The sequence below is a fragment of the Sphingobium sp. L-44 genome (genome assembly GCF_056859495.1).
Genome location: NZ_JBSXOQ010000043.1, coordinates 1 through 20,655 on the forward strand (window position 1 = coordinate 1; position 20,655 = coordinate 20,655).

The following is a 20,655-nucleotide window of genomic DNA, read 5'->3' on the forward strand; positions in this document are numbered from 1 at the left end:
GCGTGTGACGTGTGGTAACTCCACCTTACCGATGAGCCCGGTGGCCACCGAGTTCGAAATCGCATGGGGTTGGGCATGCCCAACCCCATGCGATCACCTCAATCTACACCGGAAATTACACCACGAGCGCGGACGCTAACCCCGTTTCCTGCTTACTCCGAGGGCGGGCCAACTTCACCGCACGAACATACGGTCTAGGGGCTACTCAGTTGGACCCAAAATTCGGCCGGATAGTTCAACGATTTAATGGTCAGGAAACTCCGAGAACTGAGAATGGCCGATGGCCGATGTGCATTGTTCGTTGCACGACACAATCGCATCTCCATGAGTGCGTTCATGTACCGAGTACGCAAAGGCATGCCGGTTGATGAAGCAGCCACTTTACCGCCGCAAAACAAGCCATCTTGATAATCACGCCAGGTGACAACCTCTCCGCACAGCGCTGTGCGCGACCACTGCTAATCGAATGCAAGACCATCTCGGCTGTGCGGCCATCGCATTGCCCATGACAGACGATAAAATTGGTCGATGGACGATCCGCAATCGTTGACCCTGCAAACCTCACCCCCGAGCAACAAGCGATCGTCGACGAATTGTTTCGGCGAAAGTTCGAAGCAACCGGCTTTGATAAACTGCGGCCATAGGCGAGGCTGTTATCCTGAATAGGTGATGAACGTATTACCCTTTCCGAAACTTCGGCAATAGGTCACAAAATCACCACCGTTAACGCCTCCGACCATGACCTCAAAGATCGAAGCTACTTACCTCATGACGGTCTGATGAGGCTGGGCTCGACGCTTCCACGTCCCCGCTATTTAGCTCCTTACCGCGAAATGCGAAGCCGAATGCAGCCAGTCGAGCGATCAGCCGTGCACGTCGCTGCGTACCCACAAGCTAACGGACCCCGGCGCCACCCGCACCGTCAATCGCCCCTCCCCGTCCGCGACACGCTCTTCGTCGCAATGCCCAAGATAGTCGACAAAGGCAGCGTCGGCATGATCGCGACCCAGTTCCACCGTCTTTTCCATGGTGTCACGGTTGGTAAGAATGAGGATGGCGCCCGCTTGCTCATGAGTGCCATGCCGCACGACTATAAGGCAGTACGGGTCGTCAAAAATGTCCGTCTGCGCGCCATGAGCGAAGCGCTGCCGCGCCTGGACTAACCGTGGCAGACAATCAACAGGAGCAATCATTATGTCATGCACCTTGCCGTCGCTCCCTGTGTCGCTGTAGCGCGCGCCATAAAGGTCGGGATGGAAGAGACAGGGCGTCCCCTGCTCGCGCATGAGGATCAGAGCATAGGCGTGCGGCTTGAACCAGTCTTCGACCGGCGCCTCCAGTGCCTGCAAAGGCTGCGTGTCATGATTGCCGACGATCGTCACGGCATGGTCTGGCATCGCAGCGACAAGCGTGTCGTCGAAAAGGGTGCGAAGGTCAAAGTCGCCACCGGCGCGTGACGCCTCGCGAAAGCGGTGATGTAGCGCTACATCGAACAGCATCAGCTGCCGGTCGACTTGCTCAAGATATTGGCCAAGCGCCGCCATGTCGGGGTGCCAATATTCCGCGACCACAAAAAGCTCGGGATCGACACTCTCGCGCATATGGCCAACCCAGTCGCGAAAGAACCAGGCGGGTATATGCTTCGCCGCGTCCAGACGAAATCCGTTGCAGGGCACCTGCTCGGCGATCCAGCGCCCCCAATATTTCAGCTCCTCATAAACGGCTTGATTCCGGAACTCGACGTCGGCGCCCATCAGATAGTCATAATTGCCATTCTCGCCGTCGACCTCGTCATGCCATTCTCCATCGCCATATTCGTTCACCAGGCGGAAAACGCCATCCTCGTCCGGCTGCTCGACATGATCGACGCCGGTGAAACATCTGCTGTCCCACACGAATTCTGAATATTGGCCCTGTCGGCCCGGGAAGGTGAAGCGCGTCCAGGCATGAGCCTCGAAAGCCTCGTCCTCGAACTGGTTGCGATCGTCTGGGTTGGCCCGGCGTACGCGCACAGGCTCGACTTCGTCCGCGCCAATCTTGTGATTGAAGACAACATCGAGGATCACGCCGATACCGGCGTCACGCAGGGCCTTCGTCGCGCCTTCAAATCCGGTCCGATCGCCATAGCGGGTCGCGATCGCTCCCTTCTGGTCGAACTCGCCAAGGTCGAAAAGGTCGTAGCTGTCATAGCCCACCGACTGCTGTCCGGATGCGCCCTTGTAGGCTGGCGGTAGCCAGACATCCGTCACGCCCATTGCAGCAAGCTCGCAAGAGGCCTTGACCACTTCATTCCAGAGCGAGCCATCGGCGGGATAATACCAGTGAAAGAATTGAAGCAGCGTGCGCGGAGCCATGGCAAATCCTTGAACGGAGGCCGCCGCTCAACGAGCCAAAGTTATGCCGGTTGCAGCGCAACAAAAATTCTCGCTGATCTGGATCAGTCGCTGCATCCATTGGGCTTCCTGCGCGTTTATCGCTGGCCGCGCATTGCGGTATCGGATGGAGGACTGCGTGCAGGATAATCTAGACGACCGCATTCGGGTACGGGCACATGCCATCTGGGAAGCGCAGGGTCATCCTGAGGGGCTTGCCGAAGAACATTGGCGTCAGGCGGCCGAGGAAGTGGCGCAGGTCGACAAGTTGGCCGAGCTTCCCCCTCCCGCTGCGACAGGAGCAGCGGCAAAGGCGCTGACCAGGCCGAAAGTGCCCAAACCGACGGTCTGACCCCGTTGGTTCTCGCCCGCCCCCGCCATGACAGGACCGAGCCGCATTGAGCCAGCATCCTGACCGCCTCGAGAGCGGATCACCCTATCCTCTTGGCGCAAGTTTTGACGGGCTTGGCGTCAACTTCGCCATTTTTTCAGCCAATGCCGATCGGATCGAACTTTGCCTGTTCGATCCCGGAGGCCGCAAGGAAATCGCACGGCTGACCTTGCCCGAATGTACCGATGAGGTCTGGCACGGCTACCTGCCCGACGCACGGCCGGGCCTCCTCTATGGCTATCGCGTCCATGGCCCTTACGCCCCCGAACAGGGCCATCGCTTCAATCCCAACAAGCTGCTGCTCGATCCCTATGCCCGACGGCTGTCTGGCGCCATCAGATGGAATGATGTGCTGCACGGCTATCCGGTCCGCGGCCGGCGCAGGGATCTGGGATTCGACAGACGCGACAGTGCCAGTGCCATGCCCAAGGCTGTGGTCACTCACGACAGTTTCGACCGGTCGCGCGATGTCTGCCCGAACGTTCCCTGGTCGGAAACAGTGATTTATGAAGCGCATGCCAAGGGCCTGACCAAGCTGCTGGAGGCGGCCCCCGCGCAGGAGCGCGGCACCTTTGCGGCGCTCGCCCATCCCAGGGTCATCGACCATATGAAGCGGCTGGGCATCACGACGCTCGAGTTGATGCCGATCCATGCCTTCACGCAGGATCGCTTCCTGCTGGAAAAAGGCCTTCGTAATTATTGGGGCTATAACAGTCTGAGCTTCTTCGCGCCCGAGCCAGGCTATTTTTCCAGCGATAGCCATGACGAGTTTCGCGTCGCAGTGCGGCGCCTGCACGCGGCCGGGATCGAGGTGATCCTCGATGTCGTCTATAATCATAGCTGCGAGGGCAGCGAGCTTGGCCCGACATTGTCATGGCGTGGCATCGACAATGCGACCTATTACCGGCTGTTGCCCGACGATCCGCGCTACTGCCTCAATGACACCGGCACCGGCAACACCTTCAAGCTCACTCATGCTCGCGTGATCCAGATGGTGGCCGACTCGCTGCGATACTGGGCAACCAGCTTCGGAGTAGACGGTTTCCGCTTCGATCTGGGGCTGACGCTTGGCCGTACGGATCATGGCTTCGACCCCAATGCCGGTCTCTTCGACGTGCTGCGCCAGGATCCGATCCTTGGTCGCCTCAAGCTTATCACCGAGCCATGGGACGTGGGCATGGGCGGCTATCAGCTCGGTAATTTCCCGCCCGGATTTGCCGAATGGAACGACAAATATCGCGATACCGCGCGGCGCTTCTGGCGAGGCGATCCCGGGCAGCGCGCCGATCTCGCCGCCCGGCTTTCAGGATCGGGCGACCTGTTTGATCGTCGTGCGCGTCGCCCTTGGGCAAGCGTCAATTTTCTCACCAGCCATGATGGCTACACGCTCGCTGACCTCGTCTCCTATGAAGAGCGGCACAACGAGGCCAATGGCGAGGATAATCGCGACGGCCATGACAATAATCTTTCGCGCAACTGGGGCGCGGAAGGACCGACCCCCGAGCCGGCCATCCTCGCGACGAGAGGCAGGGTAAGGCGAGCGATGCTCACGACCTTGCTTGCCTCGCTCGGCACGCCGATGCTCGTGGCCGGCGACGAGTTTGGCCGCAGCCAGGGCGGCAATAACAATGCCTATTGCCAGGATAATGACATCAGCTGGCTCGACTGGTCGCTGATGGAGGGAGAGGAAGGCAAGGCCCTCTTCGCCTTCACCGCGCGGTTGATTGCCCTGCGCAAGGCTCATCCGGTGTTGCGCGCATCGACCTTTCTCTACGGGCAGAATTCTCCGGGGTTCGGCATCAACGACATCGAATGGTGGGACGAGCGCGGGGAGCAACTGTCCCGGGAGGACTGGGATAACCCTGACGGGCGTGCGCTCGTCATGCGGCGGGCGACCCTGCTGGAGGATGGGCGAGTCGAGGCGCTGACACTGCTCCTCAATGCGAGCGGAGACCCCATCGACTTCACCCTCCCCGCTCCCTCGGCGCCGCGGCAAGTGCTGATCGACAGCGCGCAGCCGGAGCGGGAACCCTTCGCGATCGGCGACGATTACCGGGTCGAGGCCCACTCCGCTGTGCTGGTTTGCTGGCTGGGTGAAAGGCCGCGACCATGATCCAATGGGGCCCGGCCGACATCGGTGGGGGACGCTGGCGTTTCGCTCTCTGGGCACCCGACCGACAAAGCGTGTCGCTCGAAATCGAGGGCGGAGCGACCTTGCCGATGGAGCCCGCTGATGATGGCTGGTTCTGTGTTGAGACCAGGGCCAGCGAGGACAGCCATTATCGCTTCCGCCTTGCCCCCGACCTTGCAGTCCCTGATCCCGCGTCGCGCCGCCAGGCTGGCGGTGTCCACGGCTGGAGCGTCGTCACCCCGATATCGCCGCCTGCCACCGGCTGGACGGGTCGCCCCTGGGAAGAAGCCGTCATCTATGAGCTGCATGTCGGCCTGTGCGGCGGATTCGCCGGAGTGGCTGACCGACTGCCCGCTTTGGCCGCCATGGGCGTCACCGCGATCGAATTGATGCCCGTCAACGCTTTTAGTGGATCGCGCAACTGGGGCTATGATGGCGTCCTGCCCTTTGCGCCGGCCGAGGTCTATGGAAGTCCTGCGGACCTGCGTGGCCTGATCGACGCCGCGCATGAACTGGGTCTCATGATCTTCCTCGACGTCGTCTACAACCATTTCGGCCCGGACGGCAATTATCTGGGCGCCTATGCCGCGCCCTTCTTCCATGCCGAACGCCACACGCCCTGGGGCGGCGCGGTGGCGGTCGATCGTCCGCCGGTCGCGGCCTTTTTCCGCGAAAATGCGCTGATGTGGCTCAATGACTATGGCTTCGATGGACTGCGCTTCGATGCGGTCCATGCGATCGGCGACGACGCGTTCCTCGACGCGCTGGCGCACGACCTTCGCGCCGCCACGCCCGGGCGCCACATCCACCTGATGCTGGAAAATGAGCGTAATGATGCCGGCCGCCTGGGGCCCATGCGCTATGATGCCCAGTGGAATGACGATTTCCACAATGTCATGCACGTCCTTTTGACCGGTGAGCGTGACGCCTACTATGAGGACTTCGCCGAGCGCCCGGCGCACCGGCTCGCGCGATGTCTTATGGAAGGCTTCATCTATCAGGGTGATCCATCGCCCCATCAGCAGGGCAAGCTACGTGGGACGCCTAGCGCCCATCTCCCCCCATCGGCCTTCATCGCCTTCCTTCAAAATCACGACCAGACCGGCAATCGTGCGCTGGGCGAGCGGCTGATCGCGCTGACATCGCCGGAACGGCTGAAGGCCGCGACGACGCTCCTGCTGCTCATGCCGCACATCCCCCTGCTTTTCATGGGGGAGGAGGCCGGCGCGACCAGCCCCTTCCTCTTCTTCACCGATTTCCATGACGAATTGGCCGATGCCGTACGCGAGGGCCGACGCCGCGAGTTCAAGAGCTTTGCCGCCTTCGCCAGGCAGGACGCCCGCGCGCGCATTCCTGATCCCAACGCCCACAAAACCTTCGACGTGGGTCGGATAGTGGAGGGGCCTGACGCGGCCGAATGGCGCCGCTTCTACCAAACGCTTCTGACACTGCGCCACCGCGCGATCGTGCCGGGAATCGCTGGCGCGCACGCGCTTGAAGCGACCGTGCTGACCCAAAGCGCTGTACAGGCGCTATGGCGGCTCGGCGACGGGCGTCTGCTTTCCATCCTTCTCAATCTTGGCGATCTGCCGGTCGATTGTTCCAGACGAGAGAAGCCGGCATTTTCGGCTGGAACGCCAGGTGGCCCTCCCAGCTGCGCCGTCTGGATCGATCTGCCATGATGACGCTGCTCCATCAGCTTGCGCAGGAAGCGGGCATAGCCCGCCTCTGGACAGACGCGGATGGCGAGGAGCGACAGGTGAGCGACGAGAGCCTGCGGGAAATCCTGTCTGCGCTGGGGTTGGGGCTCGGAAATGGGGACGAGGCAGCCATCACCATCGCGCGCGCGGCGCTTCACGAGCGGCGTTCGGCCCGCCCTGCCCTCATCACAGTGGATTGCGGGGAACCGCTCGCCCTGCCCGAGGGCGTACGCACGCTTCGAACCGACACGGGCGAGGTGATCGAAATCGACGCGGAGCGCGGCTTCTCGCGCCCCGGCTACTACCGCGCGGTCTATGATGACGGTAGCATCCTTCTTGCGGCAGCCCCTGTCCGTTGCCCGGCCATAAAAAGACGCGGCTGGGGCGTCACGATCCAGATCCCGTCGCTGCGCGGCGACGACAAGGACTTTGGTGATTTTGGCCTGCTGGCCGAGGCAGTGGCACAGCTGGGGGCATGTGGTGCGGATGCTGTGGCGCTGAGCCCGGTCCATGCGCTGTCGCTGGCCGACCCGGGCCGTTTCGCACCCTACTCGCCGTCGAGCAGGATTGCGCTCAATGCGCTGTTTGCCCCACTTGAGACAGCCGGCGTGTCGCCCTCGGCAGCTCTGATCGACTGGGACGTCGCCGGCCCGGCCAGGCTGGCCGCTCTTGAGGAGGCGATCGCGCGCAGCGCACAGGATGATGTGGTGCCAAGTGAGGCGGGAGGCTTCGAACATTTCGTCCAGAAGCGGTCGCGGGCCGGGCTCGACGCCGTCCAGCGCGCCGCGCGGGATGCTGGCATGGCTATCGGCATCATCGCCGATCTTGCGGTCGGCGTCGATCCGCAGGGCGAGGAAGCGCGTGGTGATCCCGGCCTATTCCTGCAGGGACTGCGCATCGGTGCACCGCCCGACCCACTTGGGCCACAGGGACAGGACTGGGGCCTCACCAGCTACAGTCCGCAAGGTCTCGCCGATCGGGAATTTGCCCCCTTCATCGCTATGCTGCGGGCTAATCTGCCGCAAGGCGGCGGCATTCGCATCGACCACGCCTTCGGTCTTCAGCGGCTCTGGGTGATCCCGCAGGGCCGTCCGGCGAGCGAGGGGGCCTATCTCACTTATCCGTTCAACGACCTGCTGCGCCTGTTGAAGCTGGAGGCCTGGCGCGCCGACGCGATCGTCATCGCCGAAGATCTGGGCACCCGGCCGCCCGGCTTTAGCGAGGCGCTGGGAGAGGCGGGCATTTACGGCATGACCGTCCTCCCCTTTACACGCGACGATAAGGGATTTCTCGGCGCCTCCGCCTATCCTCCAGGATCCGTCGCCATGAGCGGCACCCATGATATCGCGACAATCGCCGGCTGGTGGACCGGCCGCGACCTGGATTGGAACCGCACGCTCAATCGAGGTGGAGAGACTCAGGCGGAACGCGCCAAGGCACGTAGTAAGCTGTGGCAGGCCATCGGATCGGGAGCGCCGCAGCCGAGCGACGACGATCCGACGCCCGTGATCGAGCGGGCCTTAAGCTTTCTGGCCGGGTCAGCTTCGCCGCTCCTGCTGGTACCCATGGAGGATCTGGCCGGTCTTGTCGAACAGCCCAACCTTCCTGGCACCACAACCGAGCATCCCAACTGGCGTCGCCGCCTCCCGGCACCGATCGACGCTCTGCTGGCCGAGCCTGCGGTTCAGCGGCGCATCGCCTGCCTGAACAAGATCCGTCCGGCAGCCGCCCTGTTGCAGGAGGAGCAGCCATGACGCCGCGCGCGACTTATCGGGTGCAGTTGACGAAGGATTTTCCTTTCAAAGCAGCCGAGGCGATTGTCCCCTATCTGGCGGATCTGGGCATCAGTCACCTTTATGCATCGCCGATCACGACCGCGCGCAGCGGCTCTACGCATGGCTATGATGTCGTCGACCCGACCCGGATCAATCCCGAACTGGGCGGCGAGGACGGCTTCCGCAGCCTCGTCACAGCCCTGCGTGCCCATGACATGGGCATCATCATCGACATCGTTCCCAACCATATGGGCGTGGCGGGCGGCGAGAACCCATGGTGGAACGATATTCTGCGGCTGGGCCGTGCCAGCTCCTACGCCGGCTACTTCGATATCGACTGGAATGGGCCTTTGATCCTGCCGATATTGGGAGCCCCGTTGGCTGACGTCATCGCGCAGGGTGATCTGGTCTTGGGATCGGAGGGCGAAGCACATCTCCTCCTCTATGGAGAGCAGAAGCTGCCCCTACGCCCGGATGGGCCGCTGGAAGGCGATGTATCGACGATCGCCCATGCTCAGCATTACGCTCTCGTCCATTGGCGCGCCGCCAACGACCTGCTGAACTGGCGCCGCTTCTTTTCCATCAACGAACTGGCCGGCCTCAAGGTCGAGGAGCTGTCCGTTTTCGAAGCCACCCATGCGCTATACTTCCGCCTGTATCGCCAGGGCCTGATCGACGGTCTGCGGATCGACCATGTCGATGGTCTATCCGATCCGGCGGGCTATTGCCGCAAGCTCCGCGCCCGCATGGCTGCCATACGTCCCGGCGCCATCATCCTGATTGAGAAGATTCTCGGCGCGCAGGAAGCTCTCGCCACAGACTGGGGTGTAGACGGGACGACCGGCTATGATTTCATGCGCGATATCATGGCCCTGCTGCACGACCCTGTAGGCGAGGCGCCGCTCGCACGCCTCTGGGTGGCGCTCGATGCCGATCATGCCGATCCGCAGAAGGTAGTCCGACAGGCGAAGCGCGACATGCTCGACTGGCAGTTCGAGGCGCAGTTGGCCGCCTGCGTGGAAGAATTTGGGAGGCTTGCCTCGAGCAGCGGCCAGTCCATGATCGAAGCATGGACGGCGCCAATGCTCCGCCGAGCGATCGCCTGCCTGTTGCAGGCTTTTCCGGTTTATCGCACCTATGGCGACGGGCGCTCTGCTCCCGATAGCGATGCGGTTGCGCGGGCGGACGCATGGGAAGCAGCGCGGTCGCAGCTGGCGCCGGGCGAAGGACCGGTGGCCCGGCAAATCCTTGCCTGGCTTGCGGGCGACGGCCCCGGCAGCGCAGATTTTGCTGCCGAGGCCGTTCGCAAGTTCCAGCAGCTCTCGGCGCCCATCGCAGCCAAAGGGGTCGAGGACACCGCCTTTTATCGCCGAGCGCCTCTCCTGTCGGCCAACGAGGTCGGATCGGCGCCCGAGCAGTTTGCGATCTCGCCAGCCGAATTCCACCGCCGGGTGATGGACCGCGCGCGCGATTTTCCAGGCGCGATGCTGGCAACCGCGACCCACGACCATAAGCGGGGCGAGGATAGTCGCGCGCGCATCGCCACCCTGAGCGCTATTCCCGAACTGTGGGCGGACCGCGTCCAGCAATGGAACGTTGTTGCCGATGAGTGCGGGCCTAACGTCCATCCCGCCGATCGCTATCAGCTTTTCCAAACCTTGTTCGGTGCTTGGTCAGATGAAGGCACGTCCCCCCGCTTCGAGGAGCGTATCCTCGCCTGGCAGCAGAAATCGCTGCGAGAGACCCGCCTACGATCAAGCTGGGAGGATCCGGATCTTGATTATGAGAAGAAGGCGGCCCGGCTGGTTTCCAATCTGCTGGCCAACCAGAATTTCGCGAGCAACTTGGCGCAGTTCGTCAAGCAAATGGCGCTTGCTTCGCGGATCAACAGTCTGGTTCAGACGACGCTCAAATTCTGCCTGCCAGGCGTCCCTGACATCTATCAGGGATGTGAACTGGAAGATTTCAGCCTCGTCGACCCTGACAATCGACGGGCTGTAGATTATGCCCGACGCAAAGCACTGCTCGCAATGCGCGACGTCGGCGGAAACGGTAAGCTGCAGCTTGTTCATCGGCTTTTGTCGATGCGCCGCGACAATCCCGAACTGTTCGCGTCCGGAACTTACAAGCCCGTGCTGGTCGAAGGACCACGGGCCGGCCACGTTCTTGGCTTCACACGCAGCCATCGCGATGTGCGACTGACGTGCGCCTTCATGATCCGCGCGGCAGCCACAGTTGCCGCCACTGGCGATCTGCCTCCAGCTGAATGGTGGCGCGATACGCATCTTGTGCTCGACGAGATCGTCCCCGCCCACCGATTATTTGCCCATGAACCCTTTCTTATTAATCTCGATAAAGGTTTCGAATAATTGTGGAACAAGGAGCCAGACCGCGCGTCTCATTGGCTGCTCAGCCTTCCTTGACTGGAGACGCTCGTGGTATTTGAATCCCGCACGTTGCAATGGTTTGCCAACCGCGTCGATACTATCGAGATCCGCTGTAACGCCCATCGTGATATGCGAACAACCGTGGCGCGGCATCTTCTGGACCGGGAGCGCCGGGGTGAGACTGTCCAGTTCGAGAATGACGAAGCGCGCCGACTTTGCATTTCGACTGACATGCTTTGGGAACTCAGCATCCGCCACGCAGATGGCAGTCACGTGTATGTGGCCTCGTCCAGCTTTGAGAACTGTGTTGCCCTCCTTCAACAGGTCGACGGGATCGGGCTGACGAGCGGCGTCGCTGCGTGAAATTTCGTTTCCTAACGGTGAAGGTCAGGATCGCTGCGCTAGTCATCTGACCTCCTAGCCCGCCGCATGCGACCGGAAATCTGCAGGCGGCTCACCATCCCTCCATAGTCCGAAAATCACCGCAATAGGTGCGGCTCGACAGTCACATACTGACTAGCGCCGCCCCTCTCGAGATTCAAAGATCACCCACATTGCAGCTGGAGGCCCGATTTCTTGGAGACTTTCTCGGAACGCTGCGACCGATTTGAACTGGCGCATTCCCGCCAAAAAACGACCGCTTGTGGACGCGCTTAGCCATCAGTTTCGCGTCCCCAGATGCAGAGAGGCAGCTTTCCCCATTCTGGATGTTTAAGACTGGCCGGTAGGCGACTGTCGCGTTTGGAGCGCAGATACAGAGATGTTTGCCGCTCAGCTATCCCCGCGATGGGGCGCCGAACCGGACATTCGTCTAACGGCCAAACTGAACGCAACCTCGCTTATTTTCTGCGCAATATTTGCCGCGTAAAAGAAGGAGCATGGCGAAACCGCCATGCCCCTCCTATTTGTACGGTATAGCCGAGATCAGTCGTGCAGCGAGTGCTTCAGGTCGCGAATTTCGTCATGACCGGCCTTCACAGTCACATAGGCATCCTCGATGATCGCTTTGACCGCCGGGCTGACTTCCGTGTCGCGGATTGCGTCTTCGAACTTGTGCTTGATGTGATCTTCGCCGGCTTCGACCTGATCGACAATCGCCACGTCGTCGCTCGACATTGAATTGCGCAGGTTGAGGAAGAGGCGATGCGCGCCTGCCAGAAGCGTGCCGTCATCTTCCGGCGTACCGCCCAGTGCGCGCACTTCGCCTTGCAGCTTAGTGGTCAGGGCCTGGCGCTCGCTGCCGCGACGCAGAAAGATCGGCGTGAAGCGCGAAGTGTCGGAAGCCTTCGCCGCTTCGGAATAGCCGTCCGCGCTGTCGATGACCGTCTCGATCAGCGAATTGAGCGTCTTGATGTCATGATCGGTGGACATTGATTTCTCCTGCGAGCTTGGATGGAAATCTGATATGATTAGCTTGCCTCAAGCATGGTCGAGGCCGCGTTTCAGCGATCATTAAACTCGATTACGAAGAATTGTTTCCGGGAAGATTTTGGGCGCGTCGATCAACTGTGCGTCTGTCTGGCATGAGGCGCGTGGGCTGTTCAAACGGGCTTGCCGACGCCTGATTTCTTTGCTTCCGCGTCGAACCTTATGCGGCGCGCCGCATTCTTGAAGCTTAGCCACAATGCGGGCGGGCGCTTTTCCGTTCTGCTGAACCGGAAAGGCTTTTAATGCAGTCCGTCATTGTCACCGGCGCCAGCGCCGGAATAGGTCTCGCTATCGCCGAGCGCTTTGCAAAGGGCGGTTGGCAGGTCGGCCTCATCGCGCGCCAACCCGAGCGTCTCGAAGGTGCCAAGCGCCTGCTGGAAGCGCATGGCGGGAAAGTAGTTGCTCTGCGTGCAGATTTAGCCGATCCCGACGCCGTCGATGCCGCTGCTGATCGTTTAGCCACCGAACTTGGTGGCATCGACGCCTGGGTCAACAACGCCATGTCGACCGTCATCGCCCGCGCCGGTGCAATTAGCTCTGCCGAATATCAGCGTGTCACTGCGACAACCTACTTATCACAGGTTTATGGGACACTGGCGGCGCTGCGGCATATGCGCAGCGCAGGTAAAGGTACGATCGTCCAGATTTCTTCTGGCCTCGCAATCCGCCCTGCCCCCCTTCAGGCGGCCTATTGCGGTGCCAAGGCTGCCGTCACCGGCTTCACCGATTCCCTGCGGGCCGAACTGATCGACGAGGCGTCCCCGATCGCGCTCAGCGTCGTCTATCTGCCCGGCGTCAACACGCCGCAGCCCGGATGGTCCCGCAACCGATCAGGCCATGAGCAAGTCATTCCTGATCCCCTTTTCGATCCGCGGCTTTGCGCCGAAGCGGTATGGGCGACGGTCGAGAATCCGCAGCGCGAGGTCTGGGTCGGGCGCACGACGGCGATGATGGCGCTGGGCCAGCGTATTGCGCCCGCCTATTCCGATCGCAAGGCAGCTGAGATGGTTACAGCCCAGCTTGGTGCGCCGATGGGACCACGCGAGGGTAATCTCGACGAGGCTGTCACAGGACCGGCCCTGATCGATGGTGATGCGAAGGATCGCGTGATCGATACCCGGGCCGAGTTTTTCACATCGCGTCACCGCGACATTCTCAAAATGACTGCGACCGGCGCATTACTCGGTCTTGGTGCGATAGCTGGACTTGGCCTTTCTCGCGGGTTTGGGAGGCTCCTGCGTTGAAGGCGCTACTCGACAATCTGCGTCCGGCCTCCAGCGAACCCGCTCCACTGAGCCAACGTTCCAACGGCTATTTGCCACTCGAACAATATGGAGCGCTGGGCGACGGCCGCTCCGTTGCGTTGTCCTGCATAGACGGAGCCATCGACTGGTGGTGCGTGCCTAATATGGACTCGCCGCCGCTGTTCGATCGATTGCTCGACAGTGAGAATGGCGGCGTCTTCAGCATCGAGCCGGACGAGCCCTACACCGTCGAGCGGCGGTATCGCGATAACAGCAATGTCCTCGAAACGATCTTCAAGACCCAGCATGGGCGCGCGAAACTCACCGAATCCCTCAATAGCGGCCATGCCGGTCGCCTCCCTTGGGCTGAACTGGCGCGGCGCATCGATGGGCTGGACGGCAGCGTCACGTTCGCTTTGATGATGCGGCCAGGGCGGCGCGGCGATACCGTTAACCCCTATCATTCCAAGATCGGGAAGCACACGGTCTTCCATGTCGACCGGGTGCTGGGCCTCTTCATCCAGAGCGATGACATTGCCTGCGAATGGTCGGACGAAGGCATTACCGGCTCGATCACGGTCAGCACTGGCGACAGGCGGACCGTCGCCATCGTGGCGGGCGCCGATGAGCCACTTGTGGCCCCCGGCATCGAGCAGATCGATGCGCGTATCGACATCGCCGATCAGGAATGGCGCGACTGGTGCAGCACCGTTTCCTATGATGGCCGGGATCGGGACGCATTCCTGCGCAGCGCGCTGGCGCTGAAGCTGCTGCTCTATTCCCCATCGGGCGCCATCGCCGCCGCTGCCACCACCTCGCTCCCCGAAGGTATCGGGGGGGCCAAAAACTGGGATTATCGCTACGCCTGGGTACGCGATGCGGGCTATACGATCGAAGCCTTCCTCGCCGCCAATGCCGAAGCCGAGGCGAAGGCGGCCTTCACTTGGCTTATCAACCAGCTTCGCACGCATGGCGCACGCGTCTGCTATACCCTTAATGGCAAGCCCGTCCCCGTCGAGCAGCGATGGCACATGCCGGGCTATCGCGGTTCGACCCCCGTCATTACCGGCAATCAGGCGACCGATCAGCGACAGCACGGCGTCTATGGTGACATTTTCGAGACGGCGAGCCGCTTTGTCGGCTGTGGCAACATCCTCGACAGTGCCAGCGCCGAACTTCTTTCCCACCTCGCCGACGAATGCGCCGACAGCTGGCGAATGCCCGATGCCGGCATGTGGGAGCTGGAGGATGAGCAGCATTACACCATGTCGAAGATCAGTTGCTGGCAGGCGCTCGCGCGTGCGGTCGAACTGGCCGATGGGGGACAGCTACCGACCACTTGCCGTGAACGCTGGGCGCGCGAGCGCGACCGGATCTATCAATGGGTCGAGGAGCACTGCTGGTCGGAAGCCAGACAGGCATTCACCATGTACCCCGGCAGCGACAAGCTCGATGCATCCGTGGCGCTGGCGGTGCGCTTTGGCTTTGACGGCCATGAGCGCCTGCGCGCGACACTGACTGCAATCGACAGGGAGCGAGGTGCTGGCGAGTTCCACTATCGCTACACCGGCATGGACAAAGAGGAAGGCTGTTTCCTTGCCTGTTCATTCTGGATGGCGGAAGCCTGGGCGCTTCTGGGCGAACGGGCCGAAGCGCGCGCGCGTATGGAACGCCTGAAGACCGGCCTTGCCCATGGCCACGGCATTCTGGCTGAAATGATCGACCCGAAGAGCCGCGGATTTCTTGGCAACATGCCGCAGGGCCTCAGCCATCTCGCCCATATCATGGCCGCTGCCGTCCTGACGGACGAAGCGGACTGCGAAAAAAAATCCCCAACCCAAGGAGTTCACCAATGAGCAATCGCCTCACGATGCAGGATCCGCGCACGCAATATCCGCAGCCGCCCTTCCCCCGTCAGCCTCAGCCTGTGCCCGGCGAAGCCGGCAAGATGGACCCGGTGCCCGATCATGGGGAAACGAGCTATCAGGGTTCCGGCAAGCTCGAAGGCCGTAAGGCTCTCATCACCGGTGGCGACAGCGGCATCGGCCGCGCTGCCGCTATCGCCTATGCCCGCGAAGGTGCGGACGTCGCCATCTCCTATCTTCCGAGCGAAGCGGCCGATGCAGCCGAGGTGATCCAGCTCATCGAGGCCGAAGGGCGCACTGCGATAGACCTGCCCGGTGACGTCACCAACGAGGACTGGTGCCGCGATCTCGTCGCGCAGGCGGTCGATAAGCTCGGCGGGCTCGACATCCTCGTCATCAATGCGGGCCGACAGCAGTACCGCGAGGACATTTCGGAGGTGTCGTCGGAGGACTTCGACAAGACGTTGAAGACCAACCTCTATGCGATGCACTGGATCGCGCAGGCGGCGGTGCCGCACTTGCCCGCCGGCGCATCGGTCATCACGACCGCTTCGATCCAGGCTTATGACCCTTCCGCAATCCTGCTGGACTATGCGACCACCAAGGCCGGGATCGTCGCTTACACCAAGGCACTGTCCAAGCAGCTTATGGAAAAAGGCATTCGCGCCAATGTCGTGGCGCCGGGGCCATTCTGGACCGTGCTGCAATCCTCTGGCGGACAGCCACAGGACGCAGTGATGAAGTTTGGTGAACAGACCCCGTTCGGGCGCCCTGGCCAGCCCGTCGAGATCGCACCGATCTACGTGCTGCTGGCAGGCCAGGAAGGCAGCTATATCACCGGTGAGGTGTTTGGGGCCACTGGCGGCGCTGGCGTTGCCTGACGGCCCTTGCAGGGGCTCAGAGCGATGCCTTGTGCCCCTGCACTTCACTGCACACGATTGAGGAGGGTTCATTGTCACAGGCAGAAGACGACGAAGCATGGATGCGCAAAGCGATCGAGATCGCGCGGTCCAAAGGCTCGGACCCATCCACATCGCCCTTGGGGTGCGTAATCGTCCTCGATGGCAAGATCATCGCAGGCGAACGCAACCAGACCGAGGAGTTGCCAGACGCTACGGCCCACGCCGAGATGATGGCGATCCGACGGGGGTGCGAGGACAGCGGCGAAATGGAGCTGCGCGGCGCTACGCTCTACTCCACACTGCAGCCATGCGGGATGTGTACAATGGCATCGATCTGGTCCAAGGTAGGAAGGGTTGTTTATGGCGCAGGGCGCGACGACGTGCATGAAATGTATTTCGAAGCCCGACATGTCGATACGCTGGCGTTCATCGCTGACGCCTATCGGGATGACATCGTCATTGAAGGAGGCTGCCTGCGCAAGGAATGCGCGGCGCTTTATTATCCACCTGAAGCCGATCTATCAGAGGAGGAGCAGGCCAACCTATGACGCAGGTCAAATGTGAATACCGCGACGGCTGAGGAACTGGATGATGTCCCGCAGCCTAAGGGGCATGGTTTCGAGATCGTTCGCTACCGCGAGGATCGGGGCAATTTTACGGCGTTGCGGCAACTTGAAGAGGTGCCAGGGATGGCTGGCAATGCCGATGGGCTAGATAACCTACTGACTCTTTAGAAAGCAGCGGCAGATACAAAAACGCCGCCCCTAGAAGGGCGGCGTTCTGAAACTCGTAGGAGCCTTATTCCTTGGCGCCGGTGCCCGGCTCGGTCGTCTTGGGGGCCTTGCCGTCCTCGATACGACCTTCGTTGCGAAGATCACGGCCTTCTTGGGCCTTCTTCTTCGCTTCGGGCGTGTCGCCGTGCTCGTTCATCTCTTCCTTGACGAAACCCGCAGCCTCCTTGGCCTTGCCTTCGATGCTCATATAGCTCTCCTATCGAGATGATATTTACATAACCTTGAGTGGACCACAGGGTTCCGGTGTAATCACCCTAGAACTGCAGCTGAGATTGCCAACCGCAGCGGCATTGCCGCACGATCGTAAGACGCGCTCAGGGGCAGAGAGGCGCTCTGCCATCTCAGCCTGACCTTGGGAGCGCGCTATTGCCGCTGCATCATTTCCTTCCAAGTCTCTGCAATGCAAGTCAGCGCCTGCTTCCAGCAGCAAGTCGATAACGGACACGCGTCCAAACATAGCCGCCATCATCAGTGCGGTCTGACCGGCGCGATTTGTACGGTTAGGGTCAGCCCCTGCTGTGATTAGCGCCTGAGCGATATGGTCGTAGCCTTTGAATGCCACTCCCATCAGCGCAGAATTTCCTGAAATTGTATCCTTGCCATCCGGTGCAGCACCCAAGCTCAATAGCAGGTCGGTCGTCGTCCCATGACCATGATAGCTTGCCAGAATGAGCGCGCTATGGCCGCGATCATCGACTGCTTCAACGTCTGCGCCTGCCTGCAAAAGTGCAGTTATCATATCATCGCGGCCCAGTCGGGCAGCGTCGAATAGCAATTGCTGCAAACGCTCCGGAGGCGGAAGCGGCGGAGAGGCCCCCCCCGCTTCTTCCAGCGAGCTCATGCTTTATTCGCCTGAAGGAAACCGGCCGCATCCAGGTCTACATTGAACTCGCGCTCCCAGAAACGCACTTCGCCGCACAGAGCAACAAATGCCTTGGCGTCCTTGGCGTTCGCGACCGTGACAACACCATCATCGCGGTCCTTTTCCGACACCCCAGCAGCATCGAGTAACGGCAGGGCATCGGCATTGCAGGCGATGAACTTGCCGTGTCCAAATGCATCGCTGACAAAATCCTTGGCCGTCTTATCGCTGGCTAGCATAGCCGCCCCGTCTGGCGACAGGATCACGGCTACGGCGTCGTAAAGGATCGATGGTCCACCATCGACTTTCTGCTTTGCTTCTATCAGAGTGCCGTCATCGAGGACAGCACCTCCAATCTTGGGTGCCACAATTTCATACACCGCTGGTAGTCTACCCAAGGTTTCGATGAAGGCGTTGATCAGCGCGGCGGGCGCCCCATCGCTGACTAGGATGCCCAGCTTACGCCCTTCGAAGCTTTTTGGCGCGTTCTTGACGATGCTAAGGGCGTCAGACGGCGGCAGATCCTGACGGGTTTCGACTGTTGCCGGGAACGCTTGAGGGAGCTCGGAAAGCCCCAGCCCGCCGCCAACGACGGTAGCGAGCGTCTCGTCGATATTTCGCAGATGAGCAACGATGCGTTCACGAATGTCTGCACGCTCAACCTTGGAGAGTTCGAAGACCAACGCGTCGCCGATATGCTTTTGCTCGATCGGCGTCTGGCTGATGAAAAACTGCCGCGCCTGGCTATAATGATCGGCAAATGAGGGCGAGCGCACCTGTGCCTTGCGCCCGCTTTCTTCGGCAGCGAAATGGCGATAGCCGGTTTGTGGATCTTCTCGAGGATCGGTGGGCGATGACGCCCAGCTATTAGGCTCGTAATTGACGCGCCCCTTGGGATTACGCATCGCCATATGCCCATCCTGCTGGAAATTGCTGACTGACGCATGCGGCGCATTGATAGGGATATGCGTAAAATTCGGACTGCCTAAACGCTTCAACTGCGTGTCGAGATACGAGAAGTTCCGCCCGTGCAATAACGGATCATTCGTAAACCCTATGCCGGGCACGACATTCTGGGTGCAATAAGCGACTTGCTCGGTTTCCGCGAAGAAGTTGTCGACCACTCGGTCGAGGACGAAGCTCCCGATAATCCTCACCGGCACCTGTTCTTCAGGAATAAGCTTGGTGGAATCGAGGATGTCGAACGCGAATTCGTCCGCGAAGGCGTCATCGAAAATCTGAACACCCAGATCCCATTCCGGCGGCGTCCCCATGGTGATAGCATCCCAGAGGTCGCGCCGATGGAAATCAGGATCGGCACCATTGATTTTGACGGCCTCGTTCCACATCACTGATTGCAAGCCAAGCTTGGGCTTGAAATGGAATTTGACGTAGCTGCCATTTCCGTCAGCATCGATCAGACGGAAGGTGTGAACACCGAACCCCTCCATAAACCGGAACGAGCGCGGTATGGTTCGATCCGACATGATCCACATCACCATGTGCATGGACTCCGGGGTGAGGCTGATAAAATCCCAGAAATTATCGTGCGCCGTCTGAGCCTGAGGAAAGCCGCGGTCCGGCTCCTGTTTTGCTGCATGGACGAGGTCGGGGAATTTGATTGCGTCCTGGATGAAAAAGACCGGGATGTTGTTTCCGACAATATCCCAGTTGCCCTCCTTGGTATAAAATTTCGCCGCGAAGCCGCGTACATCCCGGGCGAGATCAGCCGATCCTTTGTTACCCGCCACTGTCGAGAAGCGAACGAACATCGGCGTCTGCTCGCCGACTTCGGTCAGCACCTTGGCGACCGTGAACTCTTCCAGGCTTTCCTTCAGCGTAAAGGTGCCATGCGCGCCAAATCCGCGAGCATGGACCACGCGCTCGGGGATGCGCTCATGATCGAAATGAAATATCTTTTCGCGAAGGATGAAATCCTCCAGTAGCGTCGGGCCGCGTTCGCCGAGCTTCAGGCTGTTCTGATCGTCCGAGATAGGCACACCCTGCTGGGTCGTAAGCACGTCATCCTTGGCTAGCTGATGCACTTCACCACCGGACCCGATCTGAGTATCAAATCCTTCCAGATGGGCTTCCACGCCCGCTGCGGTGCTTGCGGATTTGCGCTTGTTAGCAGCGGGCGCCTTAACGCCGCGCGAAGGGGATTTTGCCATCGCATGGGTTCCTAATTACCGGTGTAGGGCGGCATGAGTTCCATGCCCCGCTTCTCGTAACCAACCCATGCGGACGAGGTTTCAAAGCAGAGGTCTGTGTTAACATTCATCATAGCGATTGTTCAAAAGGAGCGGGATCGCACGCCGCCTTGCGCAGTTTAGCTGGCAGGTCCATCCTTCAGAAGAGCCTTTCCCCAAGCATGTTTCTAGATCGCTTTCTCGTAAATCGGCGCGGTGTCGAACTCACCTTGGAGGAGAGATCGTTGCTGGAAGGCGCGATAAGTGAAATTCGGTCAGTCAATTCGCGCCAGACGATTATTGAAGCAGGGGAAAATGTCTCGGTCAGCACCTTCCTTTTGGAAGGGATTATTTCCCGGTATATCGATGACAGGAAAGGGTTGCGGCAACTTGTTGCGATACATGTGCCAGGGGAGTTTATTGATCTTCACGCCTACCCGATGCGCGAACTGGATCATTCTATTGGGACGCTCACAGCTGGACACCTCGAAAAACCCGTGGCGCCTGAGGGCCTGAAGTGATTCACTGCCTTTGCGCGATAGCGGAGGCGATGATGGCAGGGCAGCCGGGTTTCTTCGATCTGGACACCTCGAAAAACCCGTGGCGCCTGAGGGC

The 20,655-nt window shown here is 60.7% G+C and carries 17 protein-coding genes; 12 read left to right on the top strand and 5 right to left on the bottom strand.

Features of this window, described 5'->3' with window-relative positions:
* Positions 1–863: 863 nt before the first annotated feature.
* Positions 864–2,354, bottom strand: a complete 1,491-nt coding sequence (gene amyA, locus AC13EK_RS03330; RefSeq protein WP_125989759.1) for an alpha-amylase — start codon at positions 2,352–2,354, stop codon at positions 864–866.
* A 43-nt stretch (positions 2,355–2,397) separates the two neighbouring features.
* Between amyA and AC13EK_RS03335 the strand changes: the two genes are divergently transcribed.
* The 6 genes from AC13EK_RS03335 (at position 2,398) to AC13EK_RS03360 (ending at position 11,119) form a co-directional block, all read left to right on the top strand.
* Positions 2,398–2,724, top strand: coding sequence for a DUF2934 domain-containing protein (locus AC13EK_RS03335; protein ID WP_202906983.1), 327 nt, complete (start codon positions 2,398–2,400; stop codon positions 2,722–2,724).
* Between the two features lie 46 nt (positions 2,725–2,770).
* Complete coding sequence (glgX, locus tag AC13EK_RS03340; RefSeq protein ID WP_483022024.1) at positions 2,771–4,876, top strand: glycogen debranching protein GlgX; 2,106 nt, start codon at positions 2,771–2,773, stop codon at positions 4,874–4,876.
* On the top strand, positions 4,873–6,576 hold the full coding sequence (treZ, locus tag AC13EK_RS03345; protein WP_423286398.1) for a malto-oligosyltrehalose trehalohydrolase: 1,704 nt from the start codon (positions 4,873–4,875) through the stop codon (positions 6,574–6,576). Before glgX ends, treZ begins: the two co-directional genes overlap by 4 nt.
* On the top strand, positions 6,573–8,348 hold the full coding sequence (locus AC13EK_RS03350) for a 4-alpha-glucanotransferase (protein WP_423286401.1): 1,776 nt from the start codon (positions 6,573–6,575) through the stop codon (positions 8,346–8,348). Before treZ ends, AC13EK_RS03350 begins: the two co-directional genes overlap by 4 nt.
* Complete coding sequence (gene treY / locus AC13EK_RS03355) at positions 8,345–10,738, top strand: malto-oligosyltrehalose synthase (protein WP_423286404.1); 2,394 nt, start codon at positions 8,345–8,347, stop codon at positions 10,736–10,738. The genes AC13EK_RS03350 and treY overlap by 4 nt, the downstream gene beginning before the upstream one ends.
* 66 nt (positions 10,739–10,804) lie before the next feature.
* On the top strand, positions 10,805–11,119 hold the full coding sequence (locus AC13EK_RS03360; protein WP_125989763.1) for a hypothetical protein: 315 nt from the start codon (positions 10,805–10,807) through the stop codon (positions 11,117–11,119).
* Positions 11,120–11,680: 561 nt separating this feature from the next.
* Here the strand turns inward: AC13EK_RS03360 and AC13EK_RS03365 are convergent.
* Complete coding sequence (locus AC13EK_RS03365; protein WP_063975898.1) at positions 11,681–12,127, bottom strand: PA2169 family four-helix-bundle protein; 447 nt, start codon at positions 12,125–12,127, stop codon at positions 11,681–11,683.
* 299 nt (positions 12,128–12,426) lie between these two features.
* Between AC13EK_RS03365 and AC13EK_RS03370 the strand changes: the two genes are divergently transcribed.
* The 5 genes from AC13EK_RS03370 to AC13EK_RS03390 all read left to right on the top strand — a co-directional run bounded on the left by AC13EK_RS03370 (position 12,427) and on the right by AC13EK_RS03390 (position 16,929).
* A complete protein-coding gene (locus AC13EK_RS03370) occupies positions 12,427–13,428 on the top strand; it encodes an SDR family oxidoreductase (RefSeq protein ID WP_063975899.1) in 1,002 nt (333 codons plus the stop codon).
* On the top strand, positions 13,425–15,284 hold the full coding sequence (locus AC13EK_RS03375; RefSeq protein WP_483022025.1) for a glycoside hydrolase family 15 protein: 1,860 nt from the start codon (positions 13,425–13,427) through the stop codon (positions 15,282–15,284). The genes AC13EK_RS03370 and AC13EK_RS03375 overlap by 4 nt, the downstream gene beginning before the upstream one ends.
* Positions 15,281–16,174: an SDR family oxidoreductase gene (locus AC13EK_RS03380; protein ID WP_063975901.1), complete on the top strand. Its 894-nt coding sequence runs from the start codon at positions 15,281–15,283 to the stop codon at positions 16,172–16,174. Before AC13EK_RS03375 ends, AC13EK_RS03380 begins: the two co-directional genes overlap by 4 nt.
* 71 nt (positions 16,175–16,245) lie before the next feature.
* The gene (locus tag AC13EK_RS03385) at positions 16,246–16,743 is read left to right on the top strand and encodes a nucleoside deaminase (RefSeq protein WP_125989765.1); all 498 of its coding nucleotides are present in this window, start codon (positions 16,246–16,248) and stop codon (positions 16,741–16,743) included.
* A 12-nt stretch (positions 16,744–16,755) separates the two neighbouring features.
* Entirely contained in the window at positions 16,756–16,929 is a 174-nt protein-coding gene (locus AC13EK_RS03390) for a helix-hairpin-helix domain-containing protein (protein ID WP_277788564.1), read from the top strand.
* Positions 16,930–16,993: 64 nt separating this feature from the next.
* Here AC13EK_RS03390 and AC13EK_RS03395 read toward each other — a convergent pair whose 3' ends face one another.
* Genes AC13EK_RS03395 through AC13EK_RS03405 form a run of 3 tightly spaced genes read right to left on the bottom strand, consistent with a single transcriptional unit; the run spans position 16,994 to position 20,022 of the window.
* Entirely contained in the window at positions 16,994–17,176 is a 183-nt protein-coding gene (locus tag AC13EK_RS03395) for a hypothetical protein (protein ID WP_063975903.1), read from the bottom strand.
* Positions 17,177–17,200: 24 nt separating this feature from the next.
* Positions 17,201–17,830, bottom strand: a complete 630-nt coding sequence (locus AC13EK_RS03400; protein ID WP_483022026.1) for an ankyrin repeat domain-containing protein — start codon at positions 17,828–17,830, stop codon at positions 17,201–17,203.
* Complete coding sequence (locus AC13EK_RS03405) at positions 17,827–20,022, bottom strand: catalase (RefSeq protein WP_423286415.1); 2,196 nt, start codon at positions 20,020–20,022, stop codon at positions 17,827–17,829. The genes AC13EK_RS03400 and AC13EK_RS03405 overlap by 4 nt, the downstream gene beginning before the upstream one ends.
* Positions 20,023–20,222: 200 nt before the next feature.
* Between AC13EK_RS03405 and AC13EK_RS03410 the strand changes: the two genes are divergently transcribed.
* Positions 20,223–20,561, top strand: a complete 339-nt coding sequence (locus tag AC13EK_RS03410; protein WP_483022027.1) for a cyclic nucleotide-binding domain-containing protein — start codon at positions 20,223–20,225, stop codon at positions 20,559–20,561.
* Positions 20,562–20,655: the final 94 nt, after the last annotated feature.